The sequence below is a fragment of the Microbacterium sp. NPDC079356 genome (assembly GCF_049545465.1).
Classification (GTDB): domain Bacteria; phylum Actinomycetota; class Actinomycetes; order Actinomycetales; family Microbacteriaceae; genus Microbacterium; species Microbacterium gawkjiense.
Window position 1 is genome coordinate 524855 of record NZ_JBMWDN010000002.1, and the last position, 15217, is coordinate 540071.

Sequence of the window (15217 nt, forward strand, 5' to 3'; positions counted from 1 at the left end):
CCGTCAGTCCTCCTCGGCCTGCGGCTCGAGCAGCAGGAACCGGGCGCCGTAGGCGGGCAGCGACACCGAGAAGCTCTGCAGGTCGTCGACGCGACCGATGACCTCGTCGGCGGCCGCGTCACGGACATCGCTCTGCGGCGTCAGGTGCTCCGACCGCACGGTGCCCTCGATGGGCTCGGCCGAGAAGTTCAGGACCGTCACCTGTATGGGAGCGTCGGCCTCCGGCATCCCCTCGTCCAGGCGGTGGACCAGGACGAGCATGCCGGCGTGCGCGACCTCGGGGATGTCGACCTGCGTCGCCGTCGCCACCCCGTGCGCGCGGCGCAGGTCGATGATCGCCGACAGGCGCGACGCGAACGAGTCGGGGTCCTCGAGCTGCGCGGGCAGCGGACCGTAGAGCGCCCGGCCGCGCGGCATGCCCGAGGTCGAACGGGTCGCGCCCGGGTCGACGTCGAGCAGGTCGTGCGCACCGCGCTCGATCCACCGGGTGTCGCCAGCGCCGATCAGGTCGGCCACCTCGTCGGCGGGCAGCGTCAGCATGCCGACGAGGTCCCAGCCCGAGAGCCCGAACACGCCCGGCTGCCACGCGTTGTACGCGCACAGCAGGAGGTGCGCGTCGCGGATCGCGGGGACGTCGTCGTCGGTGATGTCGTCGAGGGACGGGATGCCGCGGGTCGCCGCGATGAGCGACGTCGTCGTGCAGGCGATGCCGTTCTGCGTGAACACGCGGTTGTAATCACCGGCATCCACCAGGTTCTCGGTCAGCTCCGCGCGGACGACCTCGGCGAGCTCTCCGCCCGTGATCGTCTCGCCGCGGAAGCCGTACTCCTCGTCGGCGTGACGGGTCGCCCAGTGGACCAGCTCGTAGGTGAGCTCGTCGTGGTTCTGCAACCCGTGCACGAGCTGTACCGGCGCGACGCCGAGCGCGAGCGATGAGGTGAGCGCGAGTCGCAGGAACTCGGTCTGCCCGGTGGCGAGGGCGTGGTGGTAGCCCGGACGTCCGATGAAGTCGTACGACAGGTCGGCGCCGACGGCGCCCGTGTCGCGGATGTCCTCCATCGTGAGATTCAGCTCCTGGAACGTGAAGCCGCCGACCTTGCGCACCATGCCCGCGATGATGTGGTTCGCGGCGTGCGAGAGCGGATGCCCCTCCGACCACGCGGGCAGACCCTCGGCGCTCTTCTCCACCCCGAGGAAGCCGTTCGCGTCGAGGCGCAGCGCGCTCGTGCCGAGCTCGCCAAGCGAATGCAGGGCGTCGCCGATCACGAGGCGCATGCCGGCGAAGGTCGGGTCGAGCCAGTTGATCGAGGGCTGTCCCTGCTTGAAGTAGTGCAGGTACACCCAGCGGCGCGTGACCCCGTCGGGACCGATGGCGGGAGCGGTCGCGCTCCAGTTCGTCTCCTTCACCCCGGGCGTGTAGAAGATGACGCGCTGCAGGGCGCCGATGATGTACCCGTGCTCGGCGAGGGTGTGCTCGGTCGCCGGATCGAGGTTGACGCTGTCGTAGCCCTCGGGGACGTCGGGCAGCAGGTGCCAGTCCTCCGGCGGGATCGCGACCATGTGGTAGATCCCGGGGTAGTCCTTGAACCCCATCTCGGCGAGGCGGAAGTCCGCCCCCTTGCCGGTGTGGCCGGGGACGATGTCGTCGATGATGCTGCCGCCGTGCGAGTCGGCCACGTCGCACAGCGTGCGGAACTCGTCCTCCGTGCCGAACGCGGGGTCGATCGCCGTGCTGATGCGGTCGAAGTGCCCGTCGACGCTGGGGGTTTCACCCCACCCCTCGATGCCGCCGGCGCGCTTGACGGGCCCCGTGTGGATGGCGGTGATGCCGATCCGCTCGAACACCGACCAGAGCTCGTCGTCACCGAGGGCCGACAGGAACGACTGGCCCGGGCGCGTGATGAGCGAGATCGGGTACGCGGTGAACCACACGTCGCTCGTCGCGATCGCCCGGCGGGCGTCGGGGCGCGCATAGGCGTTGCGCCACATCGTGGGTTGCCCCGACAGCTGGCGCGCCAGGACGTCGGCATCCTTCAGCATCGACTGACGCACCAGCCACTCGACGTACGACGGGTTCGTCCCGTTCGCCGTACGCGGGTCGGTGCGGATCCGGCGCACGCTGCTGCCGCGCAGGTTGTCGCGCGGGCGGAGCCGGCGCGGGCGCGCGGGGTACCGCTGCTCGTCGTAGCTGATCTCGGGCATCTCGAGATCGCCGTCCTCCGCGGCGAGCGCCGACAGGTCGATGGGTCCGGTGTAGAGGTCCTCGGGTCGGTCGTCGTCACGCGCCATGGCTCCACGCTACGAACTCCGCCCCGTCGCCCGGAAGGGGTGGTGCCGAGTTTCTCGCCGCGATATGGATGCCGCGCTCGGCCCGCCCGAACGCCGAGGCGTCGCAGCTGGTCGCTTCCCGGCATCCTGCCCGACCATCTGCGACGTCTCGACGCCGCGAGCCGACGGGAAGTACGGCTTCGGGGCCGGAATGGGCGCACGTCGCGTCGGGTCGGCGGGGAAGCCCGGGCGTGGCGCGAGCGCGACGAGACGTCGCGGATGGTCGCTTCCCGGCATCCTGCCCGACCATCTGCGACCCCTCGCGGCCGCGACCCGACGCGAAGTGCGGTCTCGCACGCGGGATGGGCGCCGATCGGGTCGGGTCGACGCCCACCCGCCCGTGGCGTGAGGTCAGCCCGCGAACGCGCGCGACAGGAAGGCGTCGAGCTCAGCGGTGGCCTCGAGCGGCAGGACGGCGGCGACGTACTGGTCGGGGCGCACCACCACGACGGCGCCGCGGGGGTCGATGCCGCGCTCCGCGAAGATGTCCACGGAGTTCCAGGCACCGGGCCCGGCCGCGTAGACCTTCTCCCAGTCCATGAGGCCGAGCGGTCCCGTCCGCGGGCGGAAGACCTCCGGCACCGCGAGCAGATCCACCTCGTCGTACGACTGCGGGTACACGACCTTCACGTCGAACACCGCGTCGTCGTCGGCGCCGGCGGGCGTGAACCGCACCAGCGGTGAATCGGCGGATGCCGCCCACTCCGCCCACGTGCCCAGGGCCGCGGCATCCGGGTCGGCGAAGGCGTAGACCCGCCACCGTCCGTCGGCGCGGGCATGGTGGCCGAGGTGCACGACGTTGCCGTCGCCCACCCGGGTCACCGGGGCCGACGCGAAACGCTTGCCGACGGGGTAGCCCTCCGCGAGCGCCTGGTGCCGGTCGTCCGCGACGATCGCCGACGGCTCGTAGCGCGTCATGAACCCCGAGGGGAACTCGGCGGTCGCGAGGTAGTAGTTCGCGAGGTCGTCGGGGTCCGAGATCTCGTGGGGCTTGCGGGCCATGAGCGAGGACCACTCGCGGTCGAAGTCGATGAGCTGCTGCGCGACCGGCTGACGCTCGCCCGAGTAGGTCGACAGGAGGGATGCCGGTGCCAGCCCGGTGAGGACGTGGCCGAGCTTCCAGCCGAGGTTGAACCCGTCCTGCATCGACACGTTCATGCCCTGCCCCGCCTTCGCGCTGTGCGTGTGGCAGGCGTCGCCGGTGAGGAACACCCGGGGCGTGCGACCGTCGCCGTCCTCGACGTCGTCGAACCGGTCGGTGACGCGGTGCCCGACCTCGTACACGCTGTGCCAGGCGACCTGCTTCACGTCGATCGAGTACGGGTGCAGGATCTCATTCGCGCGGCGGATGATCTCCTCGATGGGGGTGCTGCGCACCGCCCGGTTGTCGGTGTCGGGCACCTCGCCGAGGTCGATGTACATGCGCGAGAGGTACCCGCCCTCGCGCGGGATGTGCAGGATGTTGCCCGCCTCGGAGGTGATCGCGCACTTGATCCGCCAGTCGGGGAAGTCCGTGTTCACGAGCACATCCATGACGCCCCACGCGTGCGCCGCGAACCGCCCGACGTGCCGTCGGCCGATCGCCTCGCGCACGCCGCTGCGCGCCCCGTCGCACCCGACGACGAACTTCGCGCGGATCGTGCGCTCCTCGCCGGCCCGCGCACCTTCGACGTGGCGCACCCGCACCGCGAGCGGGTACTCGTCCGCGTCGTCCCGGGTGAGTCCGACGAACTCGACGCCGTAGTCGGGGCGGATGCGGCCGGGGCCGAGCGCCGCCGCCTCGGCGAAGTAGTCGAGCACGCGCGCCTGGTTGACGATCAGGTGCGGGAACTCGCTGATCTTCAGCCCGTAGTCCTCCGTGCGGCTGGTGCGGCGGATGCGCGACGGGTCCTCCGTGTCCGGGCCCCAGAAGTTCATGTACCCGATGTTGTAGGCCTCGGCGGTGATCCGCTCGGCGAACCCGAACGCCTGGAACGTCTCGACGCTGCGCGGCTGGATGCCGTCGGCCTGCCCGAGGGGCAGCCGCCCGCCGCGCCGCTCGATGATGCGCGTCGAGACCGCCGGGAACTGCGACATCTGGGCGGCCAGCAGCATCCCGGCCGGTCCCGACCCGACGATCAGGACGTCGGTCTCATCGGGAAGCTCCTCGGGTCGGTCGATCCCCGTGCCGGCGGCGTTCTCGACGCGAGGGTCCCCGGAGACGTAGCCGTGGTGGTGGAACTGCATGGTGCTCGCTTTCGGGAGGACGGTCGGATGCGGCATCCGGGATCTCAGGCCCGGGACACCCCGTAGATCGGGCTCTTCGCCTGCTCCTCCTCGTGATCGGGCCCGAGGGGGATGCCGGTGCGATCACGCAGCAGCAGCGTCGCCAGCAGGCCGAGCACCGTCATCCCGGCGAGGTAGAACGCGACCGACCAGGTCGACCCCGTCGCCTGGACGAGCGCGGTCGCGATGGTGGGGGCGAACGCGCCGCCGAGGATCGCGCCGATCGCGTACGAGATCGAGACGCCCGAGAACCGGATCGAGGCGGGGAAGAGCTCGGCGTAGTACGCGGACTGCTGCCCGTAGGTGAAGCCGAGGCCGATCGCGAGGATCGCGAGGGCCGTGAACAGGAGGCCGAGGTCCCCGGTGTTCACGAGCGGGAAGAGGGTGAACACGCCGATCAGCTGCAGGATCCAGCCGCCGATGTAGGTGGAGCGCCGGCCGATGCGGTCGCTGATCCAGCCGGCGGTCCAGGTCGAGGCGAGCCAGAACAGCGCCGAGCCGGTGACGGCCAGGAGCACACCGCTGCGGTCCATCGCGAGCGGCCCCTCGGGGTTTGTGGCGTAGTTCTGGATGTAGCCGCCGGTGGTCATGTAGCCGGCGGCGTTGTTGCCGGCGAAGACGAGCGCCGCGATGACAACGAGAAGGGCGTGCTTGCGGAACAGCTGCACGATCGGGGTGCGCGTGCGCTCCTTGCGCTCGGCGAGCTCGAGGAACACGGGGCTCTCCTCGACGCGACGGCGGATGTAGTACCCGACGAGGATCAGCACGATCGAGAAGAGGAACGGCACGCGCCAGCCCCACGCGAGGAACGCGTCGCCCGGGGCGAGCACCGACATGAGTGCCATCATCCCCGAGGCCAGCAGCAGACCGATCGGCACACCGATCTGCGGCGAGGCGCCGAACAGTCCGCGCTTCTGCTTGGGGGCGTGCTCCACGGCCATGAGCACCGCGCCGCCCCACTCGCCGCCGGCCGAGATGCCCTGCAGGATGCGCAGGAAGATCAGCAGGATCGGGGCGGCGAGGCCGATGACGGTCCAGGTCGGCAGCAGGCCGACGAGCGTCGTCGCGACACCCATGAGGATGAGCGTCACCACCAGCACCACGCGGCGGCCGTACTTGTCGCCGAAGTGTCCGGCCAGGAACGCTCCGAGCGGGCGGAACAGGAAGCTGATGCCGACGGTGAGGAACGACAGGATCGTCGCCGTGCTCTCGCCGAGCGGCGCGAAGAACAGCTGCGCGAAGACGAGCCCCGCCGCCTGGGCGTAGATGAAGAAGTCGTACCACTCGACGGTGGTGCCGACGACGGTTGCGAACACGACGCGGCGACGGTCGGTGGGGCTGCTGATCGTTCCGGTGGGGGTGAACCCCGTGCGCGAGGATTCGCTCATCTTCATTGACTCCTGGTGACGACGTTGTCGGGGCCGCGGCTCCCGGTGGGGTGTTGCCTGCGGTCGGTTAGATAATATACGATTTGGGATATGCCGCAAGAGCGAGGGAGCTCATGACCCACGACATCGAACCGACGACCCCCATCGATCCGCGTTTCGCCGCCCTTCCTCAGCGCCCGGGCAAGATCGTCGCGGTCCACCTCAGCTACGCCTCGCGCGCCGACCAGCGCGGACGCCGCCCCGCCGCGCCTTCTTATTTCCTGAAGCCGTCGAGCTCGCTCGCCGCGTCGGGAGACGAGATCGAGCGCCCCGCCGGGACCGAACTCCTCGCCTTCGAGGCCGAGGTCGCACTCATCATCGGCACCGATGCGCGCCACGTGGGCGCGGCGGAGGCGTGGGCGCACGTCGGGTGGGTCACGGCATCCGACGACTTCGGTCTCTACGACCTGCGCGCGAACGACCGCGGCTCGAACGTCCGCTCCAAGGGCCGCGACGGGTACACCCCGATCGGGCCCCACCTCATCGACGCCCGCCAAGTCGACCCCGGGGCGCTGCGCGTGCGCGCCTGGGTGAACGGCGAGCTCGCGCAGGACGACACGACCGCCGACCTGATCTTCCCCCTCGCGCAGATCGTCGCCGACCTCTCGCAGCACATGACCCTCGAGCGCGGCGACGTCATCCTCACCGGCACCCCCGCCGGCTCGTCGGTGATCGTCCCCGGCGACGTCGTCGAGGTGGAGGTGGATGCCCCGGATGCCGCCGGTGCCCCCTCGTCCGGCCGCTTGCGCACGACGGTGGTGCAGGGCGAGCGGGCGTTCGACCCCGCCCTGGGTTCCCTCCCCGCCGCCGACGACCTGCAGCGCGCCGAGGCGTGGGGCTCGCGCGAGGCCGCGGGCCTGCCCGCGCCGGGGCTCGACCCGGAGCTCCGCGCGAAGCTCGAGCGGGCACCCGTCGCCGGGCTGTCGCAGCAGCTGCGCAAGCGCGGTCTGAACAACGTCACGATCGACGGCGTCCGACCCCTCCACCCGGGCGCGAAGCTCGTCGGGCTCGCCCGCACCCTGCGTTTCGTCCCGAACCGCGAGGACCTCTTCGACTCCCACGGCGGCGGCTACAACGCGCAGAAGCGCGCGTTCGACGCCGTCGGCGAGGGCGAGGTCATCGTGATCGAGGCCCGCGGCGAGTCCGGCTCGGGCACGCTCGGCGACATCCTCGCGATCCGCGCGCACGCGCGCGGGGCTGCGGGCATCGTCACCGACGGCGGTGTCCGCGACGTCGACGCCGTCTCGGCCGTCGGTATCCCGGTGTACACCGCCGGTGCGCACCCGGCGGTCCTCGGCCGCCGTCACGTGCCGTGGGATGCCGACGTGACGATCGCGTGCGGCGGCACGACGGTGCAGCCCGGCGACATCCTCGTCGGCGACGTGGACGGTGTCATCGTGATCCCGCCCGGGCTCGCCGCCGAGGTCGTCGACGCGGCCCTGGAGCAGGAGATCGAGGACGGCTGGATCGCCGACCGCGTCGCCGAGGGCCACGCGGTCGACGGACTGTTCCCGCTCGCGGGCGAGTGGAAGGACCGGTACCGCGCATGGCGGGCGACGAACTGACGGCGCCGGCGGACCTCAGCAAGTCGCAGCGCGCCTATCACTGGGTGAAGGAGCGCATCGCCTCGCAGGAGTTCACGCCGGGCTACCGCCTCGTGCTCGGCGCGATCGCGGGCGAGCTCGGCATGAGCGTCGTACCCGTCCGCGAGGCGATCCGCCAACTCGAGGCCGAGGGGCTCGTCACGTTCGAACGCAACGTCGGCGCCCGCGTCTCGATGGTCGACGACACGCAGTACCGCTTCAGCATGCAGGCACTGTCGATCCTCGAGGGCACCGCGACCGCCCTCGCCGCGCGCCGCCTCACCGCCGACGACCTCCGGCTCGCCCGCGAGACCAACGAGCGGATGATCCAGTCGCTGAGCGACTTCGACCCGCACTCGTTCACGCGGCTCAACCAGGTGTTCCACGCGACGCTCTACGCCAAGTGCGCGAACCCGCGGATGCTGGAGCTCGTCGAGTCCGAGTGGGCGCGTCTCGGGCACCTTCGCGACTCGACGTTCAGCTTCGTGCCGGGCCGCGCGCAGGAGTCGGTGCGCGAGCACGAGCAGATCGTTGCGCTCATCGAGCGCGGCGCGCCGCTCGGCGAGGTCGAGCAGGCGGCCCGGCGACACCGCTCCGCGACGCTCGACGCCTACATGATCCACGAACACCCGGGCGAAGCGCTCGGCCTCCCCAACTTCTGACCCTCGAGCAAGGACGCACGACATGACGGATCCCACCCTCGCGGCCCCGCACACGCCCGCGGACCTCCCCACCCGCATCCAGCACTACATCGACGGCGCCTTCGTCGACTCGCAGGACGGCGACACCTTCGACGTGCTCGACCCCGTCACGAACCGGGTGTACCTGCAGGCCGCGGCGGGCAAGAAGGCCGATGTGGATGCCGCCGTCGCCGCCGCGCGTCGCGCGTTCACCGACGGCCCGTGGCCGCGGATGCTGCCGCGCGAGCGCTCGCGCGTGCTGCACCGGATCGCCGACCTCGTCGAGGCGCGCGACGAGCGCCTCGCGGAGTTGGAGTCCTTCGACTCGGGCCTGCCGATCACGCAGGCGCTCGGGCAGGCCCGCCGAGCGGCCGAGAACTTCCGCTTCTTCGCCGACCTGATCGTCGCCCAGTCCGACGACACGTTCAAGGTGCCGGGCCGGCAGATCAACTACGTCAACCGCAAGCCGATCGGCGTCGCAGGGCTCATCACCCCCTGGAACACGCCGTTCATGCTCGAGTCGTGGAAGCTCGGCCCCGCGCTCGCCACGGGCAACACCGTCGTGCTGAAGCCCGCGGAGTTCACGCCGTTGTCGGCATCCCTCTGGGCGGGCATCTTCGAAGAGGCGGGACTGCCGCAGGGCGTCTTCAACCTCGTCAACGGTCTCGGCGAAGAGGCCGGCGACGCGCTCGTGAAGCACCCCGACGTGCCGCTCATCTCGTTCACGGGCGAGAGCTCGACGGGACAGCTGATCTTCGCGAACGCCGCGCCCTGGCTGAAGGGCCTGTCGATGGAGCTGGGCGGCAAGAGCCCTGCGGTCGTCTTCGCCGACGCGGACCTGGAGGCCGCGATCGACGCGACGATCTTCGGGGTGTTCTCGCTCAACGGCGAGCGCTGCACGGCGGGCAGCCGCATCCTGGTGCAGCGCGAGGTGTACGACGAGTTCGTCGAGCGCTACGCGGCGCAGGCCGCGCGGGTGAAGGTCGGATTCCCGCACGATCCGGCCACCGAGGTCGGCGCGCTCGTGCACCCCGAGCACTACGCCAAGGTGATGTCGTACGTCGAGCTCGGCAAGACCGAGGGTCGGCTCGTCGCCGGCGGCGGCCGGCCCGACGGCTTCGACGACGGCAACTTCGTCGCGCCGACCGTGTTCGCCGACGTGCCGCCGACGGCGCGGATCTTCCAGGAGGAGATCTTCGGCCCCGTCGTGGCGATCACGCCGTTCGACACCGACGACGAGGCCCTCGCACTCGCGAACGACACGAAGTACGGCCTCGCCGCCTACATCTGGACCAACGACCTCAAGCGGGCGCACAACTTCTCGCAGGCCGTCGAGGCCGGCATGGTCTGGCTGAACTCCAACAACGTGCGCGACCTCCGCACCCCGTTCGGCGGCGTCAAGGCCTCGGGCCTCGGGCACGAGGGCGGGTACCGCTCGATCGACTTCTACACCGATCAGCAGGCCGTGCACATCACCCTCGGCAAGGTGCACAACCCGACCTTCGGCAAGAACTGACCTCCCTCACTCACGCAAGGACGCTGACATGAGCCACCGCGACGACATGACCCTCACCTCCTCCGGCTTCTGGGTGAGCCAGGAGTCCCCCATCCGCTCCGACAACCCGATCCCGACCCCCTCCTCGCCCGCCCCCGACGTGCTGCGCTGCGCGTACATGGAACTGGTCGTCACCGACCTCGCGGCATCCCGCGTCTTCTACGTCGACGTCCTGGGGCTCCACGTCACCGAGGAGGACGACGAGGCGATCTACCTGCGCTCGACCGAGGAGTTCATCCACCACAACCTCGTCCTGCGGCAGGGTCCGATCGCGGCCGTCGCGGCGTTCTCGTACCGGGTGCGCTCCGCCGAGGACCTCGACAGGGCGGTCGCGTTCTACTCCGAGCTGGGGTGCGACGTGCGGCGCGAGCCGAACGGGTTCACGAAGGGCATCGGCGACTCGGTTCGCGTGGTCGACCCGCTCGGCTTTCCGTACGAGTTCTTCTTCGCGACCGAGCACGTCGAGCGGCTGTCGTGGCGGTACGACCTCTACAGCCCCGGCGAGCTCGTCCGGCTGGATCACTTCAACCAGGTGACGCCCGACGTGCCGCGCGCCGTCAACTTCATGCAGTCCCTCGGCTTCCGCGTGACGGAGGACATCCAGGACGAGGAGGGCACGGTGTACGCGGCGTGGATGCGGCGCAAGCCCACCGTGCACGACACAGCGATGACCGGCGGCGACGGTCCCCGCATGCACCACGTCTGCTTCGCGACGCACGAGAAGCACAACATCCTCGCGATCTGCGACAAGCTCGGCGCGCTGCGGCGATCGGACGCGATCGAGCGCGGCCCCGGCCGTCACGGCGTCTCGAACGCGTTCTACCTGTACCTGCGCGACCCCGACGGGCACCGCGTCGAGGTCTACACGCAGGACTACTACACCGGCGACCCCGACAACCCCGTCGTCACGTGGGACGTGCACGACAACCAGCGCCGCGACTGGTGGGGCAACCCCGTCGTGCCGAGCTGGTACACGGATGCCTCGCTCGTGCTCGACCTCGACGGCAACCCGCAGCCCGTCGTCGCCCGCACGGACTCGTCCGAGATGGCGGTGACGATCGGGGCCGACGGCTTCTCGTACACGCGCGCCCCGGAATCGGCGGGCGACGGCGGCGAGTTCAAGCTCGGCAACCAGCTCTGAGGAGGAGATCGGATGCTGCCCCCCGAGACCATCGCCGCCATCGCCGCCGAGCTGGCCGAGGCCGAGCGCACGCGCGGGGTGATCCCCCGCATCACGGCCCGGTACCCCGACGCGACCGTCGAGGACTCGTACGCGATCCAGGGCGTCTGGCGCGACCGCAACATCGCCGCCGGGCGCCGGCTCGTGGGGCGCAAGATCGGCCTCACGAGCAAAGCGATGCAGCAGGCGACCGGCATCACCGAGCCCGACTACGGCGTCATGTTCGACGACACGGTGTACCGCTCGGGCGACGAGATCGAGGCGGCCCGGTTCTCGAACGTGCGGATCGAGGTCGAGCTCGCGTTCGTCCTGCGCGCGCCGCTCGAGGGCCCCGACTGCACGCTCGAGGACGCCCTCGCCGCGATCGACTACGCCGTCCCGGCGCTCGAGGTGCTGAACTCGCACATCGAGCTCGAGGGCCGCACGATCGTCGACACGATCTCCGACAACGCGGCGTACGGCGCGATGGTGCTGGGCGACGTGCACAAGCGTCCCGACGAGATCGACCTGCGCTGGGTGCCCGGTGTGCTCTCGCGCAACGGCGAGATCGAGGAGACCGGCGTCGCCGCGGGCGTCCTCGGCCACCCCGCCACCGGCGTCGCCTGGCTCGCCAACAAGTTCGCCCAGCACGGCGCGCGGCTGGAGGCCGGCGAGATCATCCTCGCCGGCTCGTTCACCCGGCCGATGTGGGTGTCGGCGGGCGACGAGGTACGGTGCGAGTACGGCCCGATGGGGGAGATCACATGCCGCTTCGTCTGACCCCGACCTTCCGCGCCGCGCTGGCGCAGGCTGACCGTCCGCTGGCCGGCATGTGGGTGTGCTCGGGTTCGCCTCTCGTGGCCGAGATCTGCGCGGGCGCCGGCCTCGACTGGGTGCTCATCGACATGGAGCACGCCCCGAACGGGCTCGAATCCGTCCTCGCCCAGTTGCAGGCCGTCGCCGCCTACCCGGTCACCCCGGTCGTGCGGGTGCCCTCCGACGATGCGGTCGTGATCAAGCAGGTCCTCGATCTCGGCGCGCAGAACCTGCTCGTGCCGATGGTGTCGTCCGCCCCGCAGGCCGAGGCGGTCGTCGAGGCGGTGCGATATCCCCCGCGCGGTCGGCGCGGCGTCGGGTCGGCGCTCGGGCGGTCGGCCCGGTGGAACCGGGTCGAGGGATACCTCGCCGACGCCGACGAGCACGTATCGCTGTTCGTCCAGGTAGAGACGGCCGAGGGCGTCGAGGCCGCCGGAGCGATCGCCGCGGTGGACGGCGTGGACGGTGTCTTCGTGGGACCGAGCGACCTCGCGGCATCCCTCGGTCTGCTCGGCCAGCAGACGCATCCCGACGTGACCGCCGCAGTGCTCCGCGCCTTCGCCGCGGTGACGGATGCCGGCGTTCCCGTCGGCGTCAACGCGTTCGACCCCGAGGTCGCACAGTCCTACGTCGACGCCGGTGCCGACTTCGTGCTCGTGGGGGCCGACGTCGCCATGCTCGCCCGAGGGTCCGAGGCGCTGGCGGCGCGCTGGTCGCAGGCCGGCGACGAGGAGCGCGCGGGCTACTGAAACCGTCTCCGGAAAGGGAAAAACCCCCGACTCGCGGGGGTTTTTCTGGCGGTGACGGTGGGATTTGAACCCTGATCGGGGGCGTCGCGGTCGGTCATCAGGGTCGGAAACGGCGTGTTTCCGCGGAAGTTGCGAACATCCCGGGACAGCTCCAAACAGGTACGCACAGGTGTTCTGTTACCAGGATGTTCCCACAATGCCCGCAGTCGCGGAGCCGCCATCGGGCGTCAGGCCGGTCGCCAGCGCGAAGCTTCGGCTGCCATCTCGGCGCGTGCACGGCTGAGGCGTGCCAGCCGCCCAGGGTTCTTGTCGATGTTGAGCGGCGGTGTGAAGTGCTCGATCACCAGGGTCTCGACATCCTTCAACCGGATCGGCGTTTCGGCGGGTGCCGGCCAAACGGCCAGGGTCAATCTCGAGTGCATCCAGGCGTTCAACCGCTCGTCGCCGCCGGGCGCGAGCGCGTAGTTCGCGAACCGCTCCGGATTGGCGAGATTGCGAGGGACGGCCTCCAGCTGAAGGGATTCGCGGAGTAGTGCCGCGAACGAGCGCCGCACGGTGGAGCTTCCGGTTCGCGGCTTCGACCGCGGATTCGTCGCGAAGTGGCTGTTCAGGTCTCGAGACACGAGGCTGTCTTCTGCCTTGCCGACGTAGAGAGGCTGCGTGGGAGACGGCTCGAGCAGCAACTCAGTCCACGCCGGTTCATCACCGTAGATCGCATACAGGCCAGGGCGCGCCGGCACATGCTCGACGGCGTCGGTGATCGCCCAGCGATCTCCGCTGAGCGCTTCGATCGCGGCTCCGACAAGGTGGCCCGGCGATACCAATGTGGTCATGCTCGTGACTGTACAAGCGCGGGTCGGCCAATGTCTCACCCGGATGTCGGCGGCACCCACCATAGTGATCCTGTGCGACACATCGACTCTCCTGGGGCTGCCCGCGAGCTCGGTGCAGAGATTCTGAGCCCGAGGCGCCGTCCCCTCATCCTGATCAGCTCGGACGAGTCCGGGGCATTCCTGTACGACCCGGAGCACGTCGAGCGCGAGATCGGTACTGACGTCGACGTCGTCACGATTTCCACCGGAGATACGACGTACGCCCTGCAGTCCGTGCTCCCTGAGAAGGCGAACGTGTACGGCGGCGCCGCGCGCTCTTACCCGCCGGACTTCCACAGCGCTCCCGACTGGTGGCGATCCGCCCTACGTTTCCCCAAGCACCACAGCGTCGAGGAACTGATCGAGGATGCACTCGCACAGGTGGTGACTACGATCGCTGCGCCCGTCGAACGCGCCCGATGGGCACGGGCGACAGTGGAGCGAGTCTCCGGCGCCACGGGTAACGTCGCCCGCCTCGATGACGGCGAGCGGGTGATGATCGTCGCGGACCGCCTTACCTCGCAGGCCGCCCTCGCCGAAGGACTCGAGGTCGGCAGCAGCGTTGAAGGCTGGCTCCTCGGCAAGGACCTCTCTCCCGAAGCAGAGCGGTTCAATCCCGACCGGCTCGTTGACGGATCCGTGACTCTCGCACGCGTGGTCAAGGTCACCGATCGCCGCGTGAACCTCATGCTGCATCCGCTTTCGCCGGAATATCCGCTGCGCCGGCGGGATGTGATCCCTGGGGTCGATGACGGTGAGAACGAGGACGTGTCGTGTGCCGACGTCGTCCGCGAGGGTGAGACTGTGCGGACCCGCGTGACGCGGAGTGCGCAAGGGCTCGCCCTCTCGTTGGTCAACGTCGACCCTGAGGCGGTGATCGTCGAGCCGCAGTCGTTACTGAAGGGCGGCCCTGCGTGGCTACAAGAGGGTCTTCACCAGGAGCCGAAGGCGCTTTCTGCCCCGGCCGCCGTGCAGGCGCCTTCCGAGCCGGTCGTGACAGTCACCTCGCCGTCGGACAATCCTGCGGGCCCACCGCTCTCGGGTCTGCCTTTCGTAGGCGCCGTGAGCGCGCGCGACCTGCAAGAGGTACGTGACGAGCTCGCCGGCCTTCGCGGCACGATCGGGCGCCTGGGGCATGAGCTGCGCGAGGGTACGGACCTCGAGACGCTCGACCGTTTGCGTGATGAGATCACCACCCTCTCAGCGCAGCTGCGCGAGGAGCGGGAGAAGAGCGCCGAGAGATCGCTCATGATCGTCCGGCTGACTCGCGAGGTTCGCGACGCGAGGAGTGTCAAGACACAGGTGACACACGACAGCGATACTCCTCGAGCGCGGCAGTCGCTCTGGCCGGATCGGGAGTCTTGGATCCGCGAAGAAATCCGGCGTGCGTGGGTTCAGCGGGTCTTGGCCGGCGAGAAGCACCGGTATCCCCTGCAGGAGGGCTTTCTCGTCGGTCCGAGCTTCGTCAGCTCCCTCGAGATCCTGGACGATGGCCAACTGGACAAGATGCTCCGCGCCGCGGTGTACGTGTTGATCAGGCGAGCGCACGAGGTGCCGAGCCTCGACCTCCACGAGCTCCGTAGCGGCATGGGCGGCGAGGATGCCCCCGTCGTCCGCGCAGACGGAGCCAAGAGCTGGCGAGTGGCGATCGAGCAGAAGACGGCATCGGCCAGGCGTCTGCACTATTGGGTGCTGCCGGGCGGGAAGATCGAGCTCAGCCGCGTCGGGATCCACGACGACTACACGCCGTGAGACGAAATCGCTCATCTCGCAATGAATCCAT

Annotated in this window: 11 protein-coding genes; 7 read left to right on the forward strand and 4 right to left on the reverse strand. The window is 70.0% G+C overall.

Translation table 11 applies throughout. From position 1 onward, the window contains the following. Positions 1-3: 3 nt before the first annotated feature. The 3 genes from treS to ACPEH0_RS07330 form a co-directional block, all read right to left on the reverse strand. Entirely contained in the window at positions 4-2289 is a 2286-nt protein-coding gene (gene treS, locus ACPEH0_RS07320; RefSeq protein ID WP_366213625.1) for a maltose alpha-D-glucosyltransferase, read from the reverse strand. A gap of 390 nt (positions 2290-2679) precedes the next feature. Further along, positions 2680-4554, reverse strand: a complete 1875-nt coding sequence (locus ACPEH0_RS07325; protein ID WP_366213957.1) for an FAD-dependent monooxygenase — start codon at positions 4552-4554, stop codon at positions 2680-2682. 44 nt (positions 4555-4598) lie between these two features. Continuing rightward, positions 4599-5981 carry an MFS transporter gene (locus ACPEH0_RS07330; RefSeq protein WP_366213624.1) on the reverse strand — a complete coding sequence of 461 codons (1383 nt, stop codon included), beginning with the start codon at positions 5979-5981 and terminating at the stop codon, positions 4599-4601. Between the two features lie 113 nt (positions 5982-6094). Here ACPEH0_RS07330 and ACPEH0_RS07335 point away from each other — a divergent pair, with 113 nt between their 5' ends. From ACPEH0_RS07335 to ACPEH0_RS07360, 6 genes are read left to right on the forward strand one after another with little or no spacing between them, the layout of a single operon-like run. Beyond that, on the forward strand, positions 6095-7585 hold the full coding sequence (locus ACPEH0_RS07335) for a fumarylacetoacetate hydrolase family protein (protein ID WP_366213623.1): 1491 nt from the start codon (positions 6095-6097) through the stop codon (positions 7583-7585). Continuing rightward, positions 7567-8265, forward strand: a complete 699-nt coding sequence (locus ACPEH0_RS07340; RefSeq protein WP_366213622.1) for a GntR family transcriptional regulator — start codon at positions 7567-7569, stop codon at positions 8263-8265. Before ACPEH0_RS07335 ends, ACPEH0_RS07340 begins: the two co-directional genes overlap by 19 nt. A gap of 22 nt (positions 8266-8287) precedes the next feature. Next, entirely contained in the window at positions 8288-9799 is a 1512-nt protein-coding gene (hpaE, locus tag ACPEH0_RS07345; protein WP_311285156.1) for a 5-carboxymethyl-2-hydroxymuconate semialdehyde dehydrogenase, read from the forward strand. A gap of 28 nt (positions 9800-9827) precedes the next feature. Beyond that, positions 9828-10979 carry a 3,4-dihydroxyphenylacetate 2,3-dioxygenase gene (gene hpaD / locus ACPEH0_RS07350; protein WP_366213620.1) on the forward strand — a complete coding sequence of 384 codons (1152 nt, stop codon included), beginning with the start codon at positions 9828-9830 and terminating at the stop codon, positions 10977-10979. A gap of 12 nt (positions 10980-10991) precedes the next feature. Continuing rightward, positions 10992-11777, forward strand: coding sequence for a 2-keto-4-pentenoate hydratase (locus ACPEH0_RS07355; RefSeq protein WP_366213619.1), 786 nt, complete (start codon positions 10992-10994; stop codon positions 11775-11777). Continuing rightward, positions 11762-12562, forward strand: a complete 801-nt coding sequence (locus ACPEH0_RS07360) for an HpcH/HpaI aldolase family protein (protein WP_366213618.1) — start codon at positions 11762-11764, stop codon at positions 12560-12562. Before ACPEH0_RS07355 ends, ACPEH0_RS07360 begins: the two co-directional genes overlap by 16 nt. Before the next feature lie 227 nt (positions 12563-12789). On the opposite strand, the gene ACPEH0_RS07365 is transcribed toward ACPEH0_RS07360, so the two are convergent. Next, the gene (locus tag ACPEH0_RS07365) at positions 12790-13395 is read right to left on the reverse strand and encodes a GIY-YIG nuclease family protein (RefSeq protein WP_366213616.1); all 606 of its coding nucleotides are present in this window, start codon (positions 13393-13395) and stop codon (positions 12790-12792) included. A gap of 72 nt (positions 13396-13467) precedes the next feature. Here ACPEH0_RS07365 and ACPEH0_RS07370 point away from each other — a divergent pair, with 72 nt between their 5' ends. Next, positions 13468-15186, forward strand: a complete 1719-nt coding sequence (locus tag ACPEH0_RS07370; RefSeq protein WP_366213614.1) for a hypothetical protein — start codon at positions 13468-13470, stop codon at positions 15184-15186. The last annotated feature ends 31 nt before the right edge of the window (positions 15187-15217 follow it).

Excerpts from the sequence above, each read along its gene's own strand:
- ACPEH0_RS07340 (WP_366213622.1), top strand. The coding sequence starts at position 7,567 with ATGGCGGGCGACGAACTGACGGCGCCGGCGGACCTCAGCAAGTCGCAG.
- ACPEH0_RS07355 (WP_366213619.1), top strand. The coding sequence starts at position 10,992 with ATGCTGCCCCCCGAGACCATCGCCGCCATCGCCGCCGAGCTGGCCGAG.
- hpaD (WP_366213620.1), top strand. The coding sequence starts at position 9,828 with ATGAGCCACCGCGACGACATGACCCTCACCTCCTCCGGCTTCTGGGTG.
- hpaE (WP_311285156.1), top strand. The coding sequence starts at position 8,288 with ATGACGGATCCCACCCTCGCGGCCCCGCACACGCCCGCGGACCTCCCC.
- ACPEH0_RS07365 (WP_366213616.1), bottom strand. The coding sequence starts at position 13,395 with ATGACCACATTGGTATCGCCGGGCCACCTTGTCGGAGCCGCGATCGAA.
- ACPEH0_RS07330 (WP_366213624.1), bottom strand. The coding sequence starts at position 5,981 with ATGAGCGAATCCTCGCGCACGGGGTTCACCCCCACCGGAACGATCAGC.
- ACPEH0_RS07325 (WP_366213957.1), bottom strand. The coding sequence starts at position 4,554 with ATGCAGTTCCACCACCACGGCTACGTCTCCGGGGACCCTCGCGTCGAG.
- ACPEH0_RS07335 (WP_366213623.1), top strand. The coding sequence starts at position 6,095 with ATGACCCACGACATCGAACCGACGACCCCCATCGATCCGCGTTTCGCC.
- ACPEH0_RS07360 (WP_366213618.1), top strand. The coding sequence starts at position 11,762 with ATGCCGCTTCGTCTGACCCCGACCTTCCGCGCCGCGCTGGCGCAGGCT.
- treS (WP_366213625.1), bottom strand. The coding sequence starts at position 2,289 with ATGGCGCGTGACGACGACCGACCCGAGGACCTCTACACCGGACCCATC.